The sequence below is a fragment of the Propionivibrio sp. genome, assembly GCF_029255185.1.
Taxonomy (GTDB): Bacteria; Pseudomonadota; Gammaproteobacteria; order Burkholderiales; family Rhodocyclaceae; genus Propionivibrio.
Genome location: NZ_JAPUVO010000017.1, coordinates 1 through 1226, shown reverse-complemented (window position 1 = coordinate 1226; position 1226 = coordinate 1). Strand labels below are relative to the sequence as shown.

The 1226-nt window shown below is 65.4% G+C and carries 2 protein-coding genes; both read left to right on the top strand.

What is annotated here, in order from left to right; genetic code table 11:
- On the top strand, positions 1-695 hold a 695-nt coding region (locus Q1J43_RS00220; RefSeq protein ID WP_301100270.1), incomplete at its 5' end, for a hypothetical protein.
- Positions 695-1226, top strand: a 532-nt coding sequence (locus tag Q1J43_RS00215; protein WP_301100269.1) for a hypothetical protein, incomplete at its 3' end; no start/stop codon positions are given. The genes Q1J43_RS00220 and Q1J43_RS00215, both read left to right, overlap by 1 nt.

Here is a 1226-nt window from a genome sequence, read left to right as displayed (position 1 = left end):
GGCCCTATGGCATCGGCACGCTCTACGCACCCATCGTCGGTGGGGCCGTCCAGATTCAGGTGGCCTGTGAGCACAACGCCGAGTACGCCACCCTGCAACCGCTTCGGGTCGGCGACGTGGTGCGCGTCTCAGATCGACCGAGCACCGGCGGTGCCGGCAACGAGGAATGGGTGACGGTCAGCGGCGTCAGCTACGGCACCGATTTCGCCACGGTGGATGTCTCGCCTGCGCTCGTGAACAGCTACGCCACGTCAAACACCCTGGTGTCCAGCGTGCTCGAACTGCCCAGCGCGGTGGCTGGTTTCACCGGGGTGTCAGTCATCAGCGGTGGCGGCAGCTTCGATTCCGCCACCGTCGGCAACCTCGTCGCCCACAACAAGGGGGCGGTAGAGGAGAACTGGACGCTCACCTTCACCAGCGCCACCACCTTCACGGTGTCGGGCAACACGGTCGGCACCCTGGCCAGCCCGGGATCGGTCAGCGCCGACTACGCGCCGCTGAACCCGGCGACCGGCACGCCGTACTTCACCATCAAGGCCATCGCTTGGGGTGGAAGCTTCCAGACCAACGACACCATCACCTTTGCGACGCAGCCTGCCGCGATCCCGATCTGGTATCGCCGCCAGGTGCCGGCGGGGACGTTCAGCCTGGCGAACGACTTTACGTCGTTGGCCATTCACGGGGAGAGTGCGTGATGCCCCGGGTCGGTTTCAAGAAGACGTGGGCTGCCGGCACCTTCGACAAGGCCGCCGTGCAGGCCCTGTTCGCGCACCTCAAGACCTACGTGACGAACGCCGGATTCAACGTGCTGCTCGATACCGTCGACGGCATCGACTTCATCCGGCTAGGCTCGCCGGCAGGCACCGCTGATGATGATGTTCCGCACTGGGCGTTCAGTTTCCAGGATCAGGACCCCTATGGGGCGATCTTCGCGTATCCGGTCTACGGAAACGACTATCTCGATGCCAATGCCTACGCCCACAGCTACACCATCGTGCATTCCGCGTGGGTGGGCAATCCCTCGCCGGAGATCACGGTCTGGTTCGCTGCCGATGGCGCGGCCGGGTGGTGGTGGCTGCATGCCAGCCAGGTCGACACCAACAGCACCACCGGCGTGTCGATGCGCTTCGCTGCTGCCGGCGCGACCTCGCGGCGCTATCCATCCGACACCCACCAGGGGCTGTGCGCCCGTTACGGCATCTGGGATCCATGGGGCGATTGGGAGC